This window comes from Candidatus Hydrogenedentota bacterium (assembly GCA_016791475.1).
Lineage (GTDB): Bacteria > Hydrogenedentota > Hydrogenedentia > Hydrogenedentales > JAEUWI01 > JAEUWI01.
In genome coordinates, this window is record JAEUWI010000008.1 from 143,126 (window position 1) to 157,229 (window position 14,104).

Here is a 14,104-nt window from a genome sequence, read left to right on the forward strand (position 1 = left end):
CTCCAATCTGAAGTCGCTGTCGCTACCGCAGGGCACGTGTCCGCGTCAGTCCCTACAACTCTGGCAGCAGCACCTTCTGCACGGCCATGTTCATCAGCGGTTCGACGTTCTTGTCCACCCAGAGCCAGTTGTGGTGTTCGTTGAAGAGATCTTCGGTGGCGGCGGCGGAGGGGATGTAGCCGGGGGCGCTTTCGCCGTAGCCCGCGATCACGACCGAGACGTCGGGGCGCATGCCCTGCGCTGTGATCTGGTATTGCACGAAGGATTCGGCGGGCATGAGCAGGAACACCGCCTCGCCGAAATCGACCGCGCATACGTCGATGGGAATACCGGCCTGGCAGCGCTTCAGCCAGCTCAGGCCCATGGCGGCAAGATTGCGGTCGAAGGTCTTCTGAGTGGTGTCGCGCAGGGTCGCGTAGAGTTCTTCCTCGGTGTAGCCCTTGTCGCTGCGCGGCGGGAGGAAGAGAGGCGTGGTGCGGAAGTCTGCTTTTTCGAGGGCGAACTTCTCCGTGTCTTCAAAGGCCGCTTTCATGCCGTTGTAGAGCTTCTTCGCGAGGACGGGGCGATTCTCCGGCTTGCCGTCGTTAAACTTGCCCGCGGTTACGTCGCCGCTGCACCCCGAGAAGTACATTTGCTGCACGCCGGGCATGTCCTTTTCGCGCATGGCCCGGGCCATGCCGGGGAAGTCTGCGGTGACGCTTCCCTTCCCGTAGTGGCTCATGGGGTGCACCGCGTAGCTGCTCAGCACGGCAACGGGGGTGTCGCCATTCCAGAAGCTCAGGCTGCGGAGCCAGGGATCCACCAGATCAATGGGCAGCGCGCCAATTTCGGCCGGGCTGGAGCTGTTGCGACCGAAGTCGATCTTTCCATCGGGGTGAACCAGGCGACGGTTGGAGGTGATCTCCATCACCTGGGCCACGCCCATGCCGTAGTGGGTGACGGGCTGCGCCGTGGGCAGGGCATCGCGCAGGGCTTGGGCTGTGCGCTGCACCGCCTCTTCGTGGAAGTCGACAAAGCAGAGGGACTTCTCCAGGCCCACTTCATCGAGTAATTTCTGCGCGGTGAGATCGGCCACGGGGGTGTCGTGCTGATGAATCGCCGCCAGCAGCACGTGTTGCGGCGTGGTGCCCGCCGCTTCCGCGATGACGTCGCGCCAGCGGTTGTATGCGTCGTTGCGGATCTCGCACCAGTCTATGGACAACCAGACCACGGGTTTCTCGCCGCCGATGAGCACGATACCCTTGGCGAAGAGCGGATCGACGATCTCCTTTGCAGACTCAATGCCGCCGGCCATGCCGGGATGACCCAGAGGCGAGGTGACGTCGGCGGTGAAGGCGGCGAGGGTGAACTCGGCCTGGGCGCTGAGGGCGACAAAGCAGAAAGCTAATACAATGGCGATGGTGCGATTCATGGTCGGCTTGTTCTCCATTCAGTATTGAGACCGATACGACGGACAGGACCGATTTCAATCCGTCGTATCGGTCCTGTCCGTCCTATTAATTGCCCGACACCACTTTCAGCGTCACATTCTCCAGCTTATCCCCAAAGGCCTTAATTGCGCCGTGGGAACTGTGCACCGTGATCTGTCCACTGATGTCGTAGAATCCGTTGTTGCTTTGATCTTCGTAAAACTGCACCGCCGGGCGCTGTGCCCAATCGTACACTTCGCAGTCTTCGAAATACACGCCGCCATTGCGCCCGACGAGGCTGGGGCGGCGCGCGTAGATCAACACGGGCACGCGGGGCCCGCCATATTCTCGGAAGGCCGACACCCACGGATTCGCCCAGGTGCAGCGGATGAAGCGCACATCCACGCTGTTGGCGGATACGTCGTACACTTTGGCGCCTTCTTTGCCGGTGTTTTCCGTGGTGCAATCCACAAACTCAATGGTTCCTTGTGGCCCGTTGTCATTGCAGGTGCCCACGGACATGCCGGCCCAACCCCTTTGATCCATGTCCTTGAAATCGGCCAGGGTCATGCCCGGTTTGCCCATGCGGGACACGCAATTTTCGAAGCGAATGCTCACCTTCTCGCTGGTGATGTCCATGGGGTTGAGATAGACGAGAATCTGGTGTCCGGCGTTGTTCTCAAAGGTGCAATTGCGCACCATACAGTTGACGAAGCGCTGGTCCGCGCTGTCGGGCTCGAAGTCGATGCCCGCTTCCGGAGGCGTTCCGCCGGTATTGGAGAAGGTGCTATTCTCGATCAGCAGATTCTGCGCGCTGATGATGCTGATGCCCTGGCGGTGATGATCATCGCAGACCACATTGCGAATGGTGATGTCCTCGCCCCAGCGCCGGTCGCCGCCGCCGTCCACGTAGATTCCGTCGCCCCCGGAGGACTCCACGCGCACGCCCTCAATCAGCACATTCTTGCAGCCCATGAGGCGGATGCCCATGCGCCATTCGGCCCTGGTGTAGGGCGGATTCTGGTAGTCCTTCTTCCACATGCGCAGGGTCGCGCCGTAGCCGCGGATGATTAGATTCTCGGCGTCATTGGCCGACAGGAGGGAGTCGCCTCCCCCCTGAAACTCGCCCCGCTTCGCCAGCAGCAGCACCCCGGGCTCCAGAAAGAGCTCGAGGTCGCTGCGCAGCGTGAGGGGACTGACAATCCAGGGTTTACCCACGAAGGGCACGATCACTTTTTTTGCCCCGGAATCGATCGCGCCCTGGATGGCCGCGGTCGAGTCCGGTTCATTAAAACCCCACCAGCCGACGTTGGCTACCTCCTTCGCGCCATTGGCGACGGCGGCAACCCGCTCGGGGCTCGCGGCATTGCGCGATTGCTTGCCCACGTCCTCCAGTGGCAGCAGGTCCACCTTGCGCACGAAAAGTTCCGCGCCTTCCGATTGAATTTGAATCTGGCCGCTCTTCGGATTCGCATCGATGGAAGCGTTCACCCGAATGCCATTGAGGAAGGTGTCGATCTTCCCGCCGTCCACCGTCACTTCCAGCGTGTTCCATTCGCCCACGGGCTTTTCCACGTCATGCTCGCCGCGAAAGCCGAGGGTATCTGTCCAATCGGGCGAGCGTCCCCACCAGTTGATGCGTCCGCTGTTTACCGTGACCGGCTTGCCCTTTTCTTTGAAGACATGGCTGCTGCCCTGCTTCTCCTCCGCCACGTTGGCCGTCAGGTTGTAGGTGTCGGTGCCATCGCCCACGACAATAAAGTCGCCCGTGCCCCCCTCGATCAACTGCACCTCGATGGAGTGTTTCCAGATGCCGCTGTAACCGCCATCCTCGCCCACGGAGTGCACGAGCAGCCCGCTGTCCCGCGTGGCCTTCTCCCGATCCCCCCAGGTCTTCTGGCCCCACTTGAATTCCATGACGATCTTGTAGCGGTCGAAGGAATCGTGGCTGGTGATGCAGCCGTAGTCCTGCCCGGAGATGTGGATCATCCCGTCGTGCACCGTAAACACCTTGTTCGGATCGTTGTTCGCGCCGTGATCGCGCAGGTAGGTGTAGAAACCGGTCAGGTCCTTGCCGTTAAACAGGGCAATGGGTTCGGTCACCTGCCGGACCTCCGCCCGCGCCAGCGAGCCGGTCAGGGCCAGTCCAGCGAGCAGACCGGCCCGAAACATGGAAGTGCAATGCATAATCAATGAATCCTCAGCGTTCGCGCCGCCCTCCGCAGGCGACAACAGCCCTTGATTATGCGGAGTTCCGGCCGGAGGGGCAAGTCTTTTCGGCAGGTGATGATTCTGAGAAATCGGCCGCCGCCTCCGGCCCCTGCCGGGAAGAAAAGTGACTTGGGTTGTGCTAAGATGGGCGACCCGTTAACCCCCCGGCGCCCCTCGGGCGATGCTGCCATGTAACAAGGGAATAGACTTATGACCAGAAGTACAGCGATTGCCGCCTTCGGCCTTGTGTTGCTCTCCGCCACCGCGCGGGCCGAGTCCCCCACTGGACTTGAATCCATCACGGTGCCCGAGGGATTCACGGTGGAGCTCGCCGCCACACCGGGCCTCTCGTCCTATCCCATGTTCATGGAATTCGACGAAGCCGGCAACCTTTATACGGCGGAGTCCACCGGCAGCGACATGAAGGCCGCCGCGATGATCGCCAATCCGTCGTTCATGATCCTGCGCCTCTCGGATACGGACAAGGACGGCGTGTACGATTCCAAGAGTGTCTTCGCCGACAAACTGACCTTTCCCATGGGCGTGCTCTGCCACCAGGGCTCGGTCTATGTATCCGCGCCGCCGGATCTGGTCCGCCTGAAAGACACCGATCAGGATGGCGTGGCCGACGAACGGGAAGTCATCCTCACCGGCTGGAACATGCGGAATTCGGCAAGCCTCCACGGCCCCTTCCTCGGCCCCGACGGCTGGCTCTACCTGACCCACGGCCGCCATGGCTACGACATCACCACAAAAGAAGGCGAACGCCTCCAGGGCGAAGCTTCGCGCATCTGGCGTTGCCGCCCCGACGGTACCCAGCTTGAGCGCATGGCGGGCGGCGCTTTCGACAACCCCGTGGAAATCATCTTCACTCCCGCCGGCGAGACCATCGGCACCATGACCTACTTCCGCGACCCCGCTCAGGGTCAGCGCGACGCCCTCATGCACTGGGTGGAAGGTGGTGTTTTCCCCAAACCCGGCCCGAGCATGTCCGAGTTCGTCCGCACCGGCCCGCTGCTCCCCACCATGACCAAATTCGCCCGTATCGCGCCCGCGGGCCTCGTGCGCTTTGAAGGCGCCGTCTGGGGCGAGGAATACACCAACAATCTTTTCAGCGCCCAGTTCAACCCCCACCGCGTGCAGCGCCACAAGCTCTTCCGGGATGGCGCGACCTATCGCACCGAGGACAGCGACTTCCTCACCTCGTCGCATCCTGACTTTCACCCGACGGACGTGATGCAGGACGCCGACGGCAGCCTGCTCGTTTGCGATACCGGCGGCTGGTATGTGGACGCGTGTCCGGTATCCCGCATATCCAAGCCCGAGATTGTGGGCGGTATCTACCGCGTGCGCAAGGCGGACGCGACCCCGGTGGCCGACCCCTGGGGCCGTGACCTCGGGCTTGGCGCCCTGCCGGTCGAGGAGCTTGTTCACTATCTTGGCGATGAACGCCCCCAGGTGCGGTGCCAGGCCTTCAGTTTGCTCATCGCCCAGGGCGAGGGCGCTGTCGCGCCCCTGGCGGAACTGCTGAAGCTGGAGGTGGAAGACAAGAAGCGCGAGGCGGAAGTTGAAGCCCAGCGAAAGGCCTCCGGCGTTCCAATCGACGAGGAGGAGGAAGAGGAGCACGGCGGCCCCGAACGTCTCTACAAGCCCAATCCCGCGCTGAGCGGCGGCGACAACATCCGGCTTCAGGCGGTCTGGGCCATCGGCCAATTGGGCGGCGAGGACGCGGGTTACGCCATCCGCTTTGCACTGCGCGACGAGAATCCCGATATTCGCATCGCCGCGGCACGGATTTCCGGCCTCACGGGGGACCGCGACGCGGGCCCCGCATTGACCAATCTGCTTTTTGATCCGGAGCCCGCCGTGCGCCGCCAGGCCGCGTCCAGCCTCGGTTCGCTCCGCGCCATCGAGTCCGTCTTCCCCTTGTACATGGCGGCCGCCCATGCGGTCGATCCTTTCGAAACCCACGCAATCACGATGGCCGCAATCCAGATGCACATGGATAAAGTTGCGAAGAACCTGTTGAAGCACACCAATCCCAGGATTCAGTCCGCCGCGGCCATAAGTCTCGACCAGATGGGCAAAGAACTCATCGCGGTGGACGATGTGCTGCCCTTGCTCGCCTCGCGGGACGATTCCCTGCGCGAGACGGCGCTGTTCATCGCTTCCCGCCATTCCGAATGGTCGGAGCGCCTGCTGGAGCAAATGACCGGCGTCCTCAGGAGCCCGTCCTTCGAGCCGGGGAGCGCAAGTGGGCTCCGGTCCATCCTGCTGACCTACGCCACGTCCGGACCGGCCCAGGAGGCCATCGCCGGTCTTCTGAGCGACGCTGAAATCGATACGAGCCGCAAACTGTTCCTACTCGAAATCGTAGAGGCCGCCCCGCTGGACAAGTTGCCCGAGGCGTGGATTTCGGTGCTGGGCACGCTTATTGCCCAGGGCCCTGAAGAGCTTCGCTGGCCCGCTGTCGGTCTTGTGCAGAGCCGCAATCTGGCGGAACACGATGCGATTCTCGCGCAGCAGGCGGCGGACGCAGCCCTGCCCATCGGCTACCGACTCCACGCGCTCAGCACCATCGCCGGGCGCATGCCCGAGCTGGATCCCGCATCGGCGGAGTTAATCCTCGGTGTGCTGAAGGACCGGGAGGGCGACCCCGCGCTGCGCCAATCCGCCGGGCGCATTCTCGCGGCGTCTCACCTCAGCGACGCCCAGCTTTTCACCATCGCCTCCGACATCCTGAGCGATGCCGACGTGCTTACCGTGCCAAACCTGCTGAAGGCGTTCAACGGCAAGCAGGATCCCGCCGTGGGTCAGGCGCTCGTGGCGAGCCTGGGCAGCCCCAGCTTCCCGGCCCACATGCGCACCCCCGCCATCCTGGAGCCGGTCCTCGCCGCCTTCCCTGAAGAGGTACGCGCCGCGGCTGAGCCGCTCCTGGCCCAGCAGAAGGCGGAAGAAGAGGCCCGCGTGGCCAAGCTTCTCGATCTCGAGCCCCTGGCCATGTCGGGCGATGTGGGCCGGGGCCGCCGCGTTTTCTTCGGCGAGAAGGCCGCCTGCTACACCTGCCACGCCATTGGGGATGAAGGCGGTCACCTCGGTCCCGATCTGACGACTGTCGGCGTGGTCCGCACCTCCCACGATATCCTGGAGTCGGTGCTCTTCCCCAATGCGAGCCTGGTGCAGGACTATGAAACCTACACCGTAGAGACGGACTGGCAGACCTATGACGGCATCATCGCCCGTCAGGATAACGACGCCATCACGCTGAAAACGGGCGTGGGCGAGGAAGTGCGCATCAATCGCAGCGATATTACATCGATGACGCCGTCTCCGATCTCGAAAATGCCCGAGGGCCTGGATCTGGCCATCTCGCGGGAGGAGCTGATCGATCTGATTACCTTCCTGAAATCGCTGAACAACGACGACTGGCTCATACCGGTGGCGCGGAACTGAGTGAATGGGTCTTATGGGTCTTATGGGTCGTGTGGGTCGTATGTCGCCGGCCCCATACGACCCATGAACCCCTTCAGCGCTTTCGCATCACCGCATACTGAAAAAGCCCCCAGCCGGGCTCGCCGCCGAGGTTGTCCACCCAGCGCACCAGCGCTTCGGGGCCGGCGGGAAAGGCGAGGCATTTGCGGTGCTCCACCAGCGTGAAGTCGTCCCCCGCGAGTGCGGCGAGACCTCCGAAGGTCACAAATTGGTGGGGGCCTTCAGGTAACTTCAGTTTCAAGCGCTCCAGCAGATCGAGGAGTCGTTCGGCGTCGCCGTTGGGCGTGATGGCGAGAAACCGTCCGCCGGGAGACAGCACCCGCGCGGCCTCCGCCACGAGCATCGCGGGTTCGGGCGCGTGCTCCAGCACGTTCACGCAGAAGACGCCGTCGAACACACCATCGCGAAAGGGAAGCTGCTGGCCATTGGCCACGACCCGGGGCCGCTCAGGAGCGGCACGACGCGTCGCCAGCATGGGCAGGGAAAGGTCACACGCGACTCCGAACGATGACGACAACACCTCCAACGAGGGACTCGACCCGGCGCCAATTTCGAGTACGCGGCGGCATCCGCCGAGGCTGCGGGCGATCAATTGTTCATAATAGCGTTTGCAGGCGCGATTGGCCTTATCGTCGTAGGTTTTGGCCAACGTCGCGTAATGTGCGCGCACGTCTTCCGCGCGGTGCCCGGTCGTCATCAAGCCTCGATGTGGAGTGCGCACTCGTTGGCCAGGCGAATATGTCCCGCCTGCGTGCGATCTTCGGGGTAAAGAAATGTGGAATCCAACAGGCGAAGCCCCTGGAGCGGCGACAGGTGGTCGGGAAGCAGATTCAAGAAGTTCGTGGGACAGACCGCCTGGGCAAAGGGCGTTCGGGCCACATGGCTGTCCACGAGATCTTCATCGACCAGGGCGGGATTCATGAGCTTCAAGGCCGACCACGACTGCTCGACCACGGCCTCGTCCGGCATTACAAAGGTGGGGTGGCTGGTGGCCACGTAGTAGGGCACATAGACGATGCTGTGGTCGTGCTCCGGCATCGGATTCAAGTTGGTGTATTCGATAATCCCGTTGAAGGGGATTCGGGGATCGTGCACGTTGTACCAGAAATGGGGCGAAACCCGACGCCGCAGTTTGAAACAGGCGCAGACCACACCGATGTAGTCGATGCGCGATAGTTCGGCCGCATATTCTTCCCAGCCCGCGGGCAGCAGCTTCGCCAGCACCGAAAGGGGCACGGTGGAAACGACGCGATCACAGTCCACAGCCTCGTGACCGTCGAAGGAGAGGCCCGTGACTCGGCCCTCCTTCGCCAGGATCCGCTTCACCGGCTGGCCCGGGTGGATACGCACGCCGAGCTCGTTCAAGCGCGCGTGGAGCGTGTCCAGCAGCAGCTTCGTGCCGCCTTTCAGGTAGCCCAGCTTGCCCCGCGATTTCGCCACGCGGTGAACACGGTGCCAGATCCACGCCGCCGACACCTGATCGTGGAAGGCACCGAATTTCATCTCCAGCAGGGGCTTCCAGATGACGTTGTAGGTATTTTCGCCCAGTTGTTCAATCAGCCAGGGTTTCGCGGCCACGGCATCGAGCGCGCGCCAGTCCTTGCGCTTGCGCGCATCCAGCGCGAAAAGTCCCAGGCGAATACGGTCGCGAAAGGAGATTCCGGGAAAGGTAATGAGATCAAGCGGCGTGCAGAAGCTGTAGGAGGTGCCGTTGTAGTAGAAGCCCGTGGTGGTCTCCTCAAAGCGCAACTGATCTGCAATTTCAAGCTCCTGGCAGAGCCGGAAATAGCCAATATCGGAGGTGCAGAGAAAGTGGTAGAAGTGCTCGATATCAAAGCCGCCGAAGTCGAAGGTGGCGATAAGCCCGCCGAGCTCGTTCTCGCGCTGATAGATGTCCACCTCGTGGCCGGCCTTTGCCAGGGCCAGAGCCGTGCTCAAACCGGAAATCCCGGCGCCTATAATGCCTACGCGCATGCGTTACGTCCTGCTTTCTGCGTCATTCCTCATTCAACGGCCCACAGCATACAGCGCGTAGCTCTCGTCGGCAAGTATTTCGGTCAGTTGCAGCGGCAAATCGACCGGTGCCAGCACAAGGGTAAATTCATAGCGTCTGGAAAGTTCAACCCACGTTGCCTGATCCCGTTCCCGCCACAGCCTTTGCCAGGGCGTGGTTGGCTCCTGGCGCATGCCGGGCTCGGGCAGGCGGAAGCTTATGCCGTAGATATCGCTATACATGGATTCAATCGAAGGACCAATCGCCGGTACGTAGCTAATAAGCGAAGGTGTCGCCACATCCGCAAGCACGGGATAGTTGGTCGTGGCCTGTAGTAACAGACTATCCGGCGGCGCGAGAAGACAGACGTCACCCCGGGCGAAAAGCGCGGATTCCATTCTCTCCTGAAGAGCGGAAGCGGGCAGTTGCTGGCGGTGGCCGGCCTGGTGAATCAGGATCAGGGCGCAGCCCGCCACGATCAGCGGGACGGGAATCCTGAACCTGCTGCGCCTCGCCGCCTGCTTCCAGATTGCCCATCGGCCGCTTCGATAGAATTTCGGGAATCCCGCAATGGACTCGAACTTCCGGTCCAGCGCGAAGGCGATGAAGATTCCCGCCACCACGCAGGCCGCACCAAAGCGGTGATACATGGCCAGGGGCATGATCGGTGCCGCCGCGAGGGCGATGGCCCTCCAGCGCGCCCCCTGGCCCACCGCGACGACCAGAACAGCGAAGAGCGACGCTCCGTACAGCAAGAAGGGAACGCACTCGCCGCCGGCCAGATAGCGGCGATGGAAAGTCTCCCCCACCACCCACGGCCACAGGGGCTGCAGCATGCCAATCGCCGCCGCACCGGCGAGCAGGCGCCAGCCCCGCGTCGGCCAGCGGGTAAGGATCAGGGCAACCATCAGGGAAAGCGCGATGGCGGGCACGTGGTTAATCATTCGGTACGGCATCCACGCGATCAGCAGAAAAGGAATATCGGGGCCAAGCACCGCATGAACCGCCATGGTGCCCCATACGACCAGTCCAATGATGCTGGTGTAAAGCGCGAGGCCAAGCCCGGTGCGGCGCAGTCGATGCTCCCCTCCCCAGATTGCGAGTAGCCAGGCCAGCAGGATCGTCCCGGCGAGAATGACGTGGCCGTTGCCCGGCGGAAAGCGACGGTGGGGATCGTGTAGCGTGGTGTAACCCCGCCAGACTGCTTCCGTATCACCGCCCGCCGCAAAAGGACCGGACGCGGGCAGGGGAAGGGTGAACTGGCGATGAACCACCCAGAACAACGCGGTCAGGCAAAGACCGAGAAGAAACACGCCCGCCCAGCGCACCGCACGAGGCGCGGCCGCCTTTTTACTCACCATCAGCGCATGCCCGCCGAAGAGGCCCACCGTCACCGCGAGCGGCGGCCACTGGCCCACGTGTATACAGGGAATAAGACCGAGCAGGAAGAAAGCCCTGCGAAATCGCCCGGCCACGAGCGCCGCGAGAGCCAGCAGCACGACACCACCCCCGATGTGACCATTGGAGTAGATCTCCGGCCAGACCATGGTCGGGTAGCTGCCGTCAAACTCCAGCATTACCCCCTGCATCATGAGCAGAGCCGCGAGGAGGCCCGCCAGAACCGAGCGGGTCAGCGTGGCGGTCAGGGCGTAGACCGGAAGCACGCTCGCGAGCAGAAACAGTACATTCCGGAATCCGCAAACCAGCGCCGGACCCGCCCCCGCGTAAAGCATCCCTGCCGAAATATAAGTCTGGAGACTGAAGGCGTTGTGCACGTAGAGGGCCAGCGGATGCCCCTCGGGATACACCACCTGCCCCGTTAGAATCTGCGCATGCTCCCAGGTCTCGTCCCACCGAACGCCGCGCACCGCCACCGCGACGACGGTAAACAACACACAGGCCCCCGCACCGCGCCACACGGGATAAATATTAGATTGTAATGAAGTTGCTTTATCCAGCACGAGACTTCCTTCCAGTGCAGAGTATAAACATATCTGCAAGGAAAGTCGCGCGGCCCCAGGGGGACCGTCCTGCACGTAAGGGCACTCGATCCGCAAAAGTGCATTGCCGCGTGCGGGAATCCTACGCCCGAAAGCGGCACACCCCAACGTGCGGGACCGTCCCCCGATTTCTAAAGCGCGGGACGGTCCCGAACGCCAAGCAAGCTGCGGCGCGCTGATGTTCGCCCGGCTGATTCGCGATCAAGCCCCGTTGCTTGGGTGCCCTTGCGTTCAGGACCGTCCCGTTGCAACACCCTCTTTGCGCGCTTTGCGTTTCCAGCGGCGAAATCGCCTATTTCACCTTGTCGCGGCGTTCTTTCAACTCACGCCATGTCGTCAAGATGATTCCCTCGTCTTTCACGAGCTGAATAATCTCCGGGTCCGTCGTCACGTCCAAATCCGCCTGGCGCGTCTCGCCCGAGGGCGAGATCGCATCAAAGTTTTCGTCACGGATGGTGCAGTGGACAATGATCTCGGTCACGCCCGGCCTGATCTCCTTGATCGTCTCCATGAACATCTTCTTCTTCTCTTCAAATGTCTTCCAACTGTAGGATTGTCCCGTGGCGTCGTCGATGACCGGCAGACCCGCCGCCCAGACCTTCTCGTGAAGCGCTTCGGCGGTGAGCGTCTGGGCGAGGTCGCCCTCGTACTTGGTCATGAGATAGCCGTTTGGCCCCGTGATCAGCATGGGGATCTTGTACTCGATGCCCACCTTCACGTAGCGCTTGTAGAACTCCAGATTGGAAAAGAGCGTTCCCATGTGGGAGTCCATGTGGGTCACGATGAGCCCCATCTCCAGCGCCTTGTCGATCTGTGCGCGGATCTCCCGCTCCACATCGTCCGGCGTGCCGTGCTGATTCACCAGGCCGACATTGTCCCAGAGACATCCCTGCTTGTCCACCAGCGTCGGCACCGCCGGCTTGCCCGCCACGGGCCCCCAGCGGTAGTGGTCCCACTCCGAGGTCAATGTGAGGTGCAGGCCGTTGTCGGTGTCGGGGCTGGTTTCCAGAAAGGCGTGCCATCCGGGGACCCAGGGTGTGGGCATCATGGTGCTCGTGGAGGTGACCACCCCTTCCTTCAGGGACTTGATGGTGCCCTGGTTGGTTTGGTGGCTCATGCCGAGGTCGTCGCTGTGGAATATGACGACCCGTGCGCCTTCGGGCCAGCCAAGACGTTCGGCATAGGTTTTTTCGGCGCTTTGTCCATCGATGGCGAAAAGCAGGAAGAGCGGGGCGAGCGCCAGGCAAGGCTTGAGCATGAATGGTATTCTCCGTGTGAGTACATGGTTTGATGGGGCCCCCGGCGGGGCGGAGAGGGCTATTGTAGCAGATCGCGGCGCGCGGGGGGCGACCCGATAGAATCGGTGTGTAATGTCCGTCTGAATTGGCGTTCGGGCTTTAAAAGCGGGGCTTCCTGAAAATGGCCCCGGCCGTCTACTGAGAGTTTCGCAAAGGTGTGGATACTGCAACAAAGCATAAAGGGGTTGACAAACGAGATTTAATTGAATATAAGAAAGTCATTCGAACGCAATGAGCAATTTGCGCAGGACGCCGGGTGGCAGTTCCGAGCGGTCAGTTGGCGTTCGAGGGAACAGGCGTGGTTCCCGCAGGGTAGTCGCAGTTTGTGGAGTCGTTTCGTTTTATTCCGTTCTTGCCCCGGCATTTATATTCCATATCCGCCGGTCTGCAATATCCCGGTGTCGGACCTTCGTCCGATCCGGGGGTCGGTCGTAATGCAACCCACGCTGAACGAAGGGAGGTGCAAGGAGGCATCGGGAGCGATGCCCGGGTCGTGTTTTTCATTGGCAATCTACGACAACGTTGAGGAAATGCAATTATGATTAAAGCTGTACCCCATAAATACCGCAAAGGCTTTACCCTGATCGAATTGCTGGTGGTGATTGCAATCATAGGTATCCTTGCGGCCATTCTTCTCCCGGCCCTCGCCCGTGCGCGGGAAGCAGCGCGCCGGGCAAGCTGCCAGAACAATCTGAAGCAGCATGGCGTCATCTTCAAAATGTTTGCAAATGAGAGCAAGGGTGAAGCGTGGCCCCGCCGCGGCACCCGCTTCTGGAACAACTACAGCAGCGCCGCGGTTGGCTTTGGCGCTTCGCTGGAACGGGCCTACGAGCTCGAACAGTTGTATCCCGAATACGTTACCGACCTCCAGATCCAGTTCTGCCCCTCGGACGGCGACTATCCCCGCTCACAGCAGAAGGATTATACCTGGAGCCCCACGGTTGGTATGAAGCTGCACCGGACCATCGGTACCGGCTGGGATACGTCCAACGATGCCCTGGTGAAGCAGAAAGTCTCTCCGGCGGGCGGTGGCAGCCAGTACTGCGATCCGGCCCTGTTTAACCCGGCGTTGAACTGCTACTACCACGGCGGCTACTGGTCCTACAACTACTGGGGCTACATGATTGAAGGCAAGTACTTCAATACGGCCGCCGACTTCACGTGGGTCTTCAGCTCGAACGCGGCCATCGCCGCGCCCCAGTCTCTCGACTGCCGCGCCGCCGCCTGTACGCAGGGTCGTGGCTGGGTGGCGAACCGCGAACAGCCCGCGGCCTTCACCATGCCTTCGACGGGCCGCGCCGTGACCATGCTGGCGTTGCGCGAAGGTATCGAGCGCTTCGTTATTACCGACATCAACAATGCGGGCGCCAGCTCTTCCGCCCAGACGGATGCCGCGGTCATGTGGGATAACTCCTACACGAACGAAGGCGCCCTTACGGACATGAACAGCTTCAACCACGTTCCCGGCGGCGCGAATGTGCTGTACATGGACGGCCACGTGGAATGGGCGAAGTATCCCCAGCCCATCGGCAGCAAAGCCTGGATGATGACCCAGGAAGCGCACAAAGACGGTAACTCTCTCGGACCGTGATCCCGTTATGCGCCTTTGTGGCGCGCAACGTCTGAACACCTCTAAACGACATTGGGAGGGCTGCAAAGCCCTCCCAATCTTATACATTGGGTCCACCTGCCTTTATCCGT

The 14,104-nt window shown here is 61.9% G+C and carries 8 protein-coding genes and 1 pseudogene; 3 read left to right on the forward strand and 6 right to left on the reverse strand.

Annotated features, from left to right (window positions below; translation table 11 throughout):
- Positions 1-52: 52 nt before the first annotated feature.
- Together JNK74_06400 and JNK74_06405 are read right to left on the reverse strand one after the other, a co-directional pair.
- Positions 53-1,411, reverse strand: coding sequence for a hypothetical protein (locus JNK74_06400; protein MBL7645807.1), 1,359 nt, complete (start codon positions 1,409-1,411; stop codon positions 53-55).
- 85 nt (positions 1,412-1,496) lie between these two features.
- A complete protein-coding gene (locus JNK74_06405; protein ID MBL7645808.1) occupies positions 1,497-3,596 on the reverse strand; it encodes a DUF1080 domain-containing protein in 2,100 nt (699 codons plus the stop codon).
- Between the two features lie 234 nt (positions 3,597-3,830).
- Between JNK74_06405 and JNK74_06410 the strand changes: the two genes are divergently transcribed.
- Positions 3,831-7,073 (forward strand): HEAT repeat domain-containing protein, encoded by a 3,243-nt coding sequence (locus JNK74_06410; protein MBL7645809.1) that lies wholly within the window; start codon positions 3,831-3,833, stop codon positions 7,071-7,073.
- Positions 7,074-7,146: 73 nt separating this feature from the next.
- On the opposite strand, the gene JNK74_06415 is transcribed toward JNK74_06410, so the two are convergent.
- From JNK74_06415 to JNK74_06430, 4 genes are all read right to left on the reverse strand, one after another.
- On the reverse strand, positions 7,147-7,782 hold the full coding sequence (locus JNK74_06415) for a class I SAM-dependent methyltransferase (GenBank protein MBL7645810.1): 636 nt from the start codon (positions 7,780-7,782) through the stop codon (positions 7,147-7,149).
- Between the two features lie 26 nt (positions 7,783-7,808).
- The gene (locus JNK74_06420) at positions 7,809-9,086 is read right to left on the reverse strand and encodes an NAD(P)/FAD-dependent oxidoreductase (GenBank protein MBL7645811.1); all 1,278 of its coding nucleotides are present in this window, start codon (positions 9,084-9,086) and stop codon (positions 7,809-7,811) included.
- A gap of 33 nt (positions 9,087-9,119) precedes the next feature.
- Positions 9,120-11,066 (reverse strand): hypothetical protein, encoded by a 1,947-nt coding sequence (locus JNK74_06425; GenBank protein MBL7645812.1) that lies wholly within the window; start codon positions 11,064-11,066, stop codon positions 9,120-9,122.
- Between the two features lie 331 nt (positions 11,067-11,397).
- Positions 11,398-12,363, reverse strand: a complete 966-nt coding sequence (locus tag JNK74_06430) for a polysaccharide deacetylase family protein (GenBank protein MBL7645813.1) — start codon at positions 12,361-12,363, stop codon at positions 11,398-11,400.
- Positions 12,364-12,941: 578 nt separating this feature from the next.
- Between JNK74_06430 and JNK74_06435 the strand changes: the two are divergent.
- Together JNK74_06435 and JNK74_06440 are read left to right on the forward strand one after the other, a co-directional pair.
- Positions 12,942-13,112: pseudogene (locus tag JNK74_06435) on the forward strand (prepilin-type N-terminal cleavage/methylation domain-containing protein).
- A 237-nt stretch (positions 13,113-13,349) separates the two neighbouring features.
- Positions 13,350-13,994 (forward strand): hypothetical protein, encoded by a 645-nt coding sequence (locus JNK74_06440; protein ID MBL7645814.1) that lies wholly within the window; start codon positions 13,350-13,352, stop codon positions 13,992-13,994.
- The last annotated feature ends 110 nt before the right edge of the window (positions 13,995-14,104 follow it).